General features: G+C 64.3%; 1 protein-coding gene. It reads left to right on the forward strand.

The window, feature by feature from the left end:
- Window positions 1-413 (forward strand): AMP-binding enzyme (locus AC1DTN_RS38905; protein ID WP_477925571.1); only part of this gene is annotated, 413 nt, incomplete at its 5' end.
- Between the last annotated feature and the right edge of the window lie 136 nt (window positions 414-549).

Genomic DNA, 549 nt, shown 5'->3' on the forward strand with positions numbered 1-549 from the left:
ATCTCTGGTTCCACACGGGCGACCGCGTGCTGCGCGAAGCCGACGGCGCATTTCGCTTCATCGACCGCATGAAGGATGCGATCCGCCGGCGCGGCGAGAACATCTCCTCTTACGAGGTCGAGCAGGTGCTGCTCAGCCACCCGCTGGTCGCGACGGTGGCGGTGTATCCGGTGCGCTCGGAGCTCGCCGAGGACGAGGTGATGGCCTCGATCATCGCCCAGCCCGGCAGCCGGATCGACCTGGTGGCGCTCGCGCGGTATTGCGAGGCCCGCCTGCCGTACTTCGCGATTCCGCGCTACGTCGACATCGTCGACGACCTTCCCCGTACCGAGAACGGCAAGGTGCAGAAGTTCAAGCTGCGCGAGCGCGGCATCACGCCGACGACCTGGGATCGCGCGCCGGCGAAGCGCTGAAAAGCGGCTCGCGCCCGGGCGCCGCAATCTCCCTTTCGACTGCGCGAGCTTGCTCGCCCGTTGGAGTTGGGACTAGAATGCTTTAGGACTGAATCATTTATGGATGATCTTGTTTCGTCTTCGAGTCATATGGAGC

This window comes from Rhizobium sp. 01T444 (assembly GCF_056398305.1).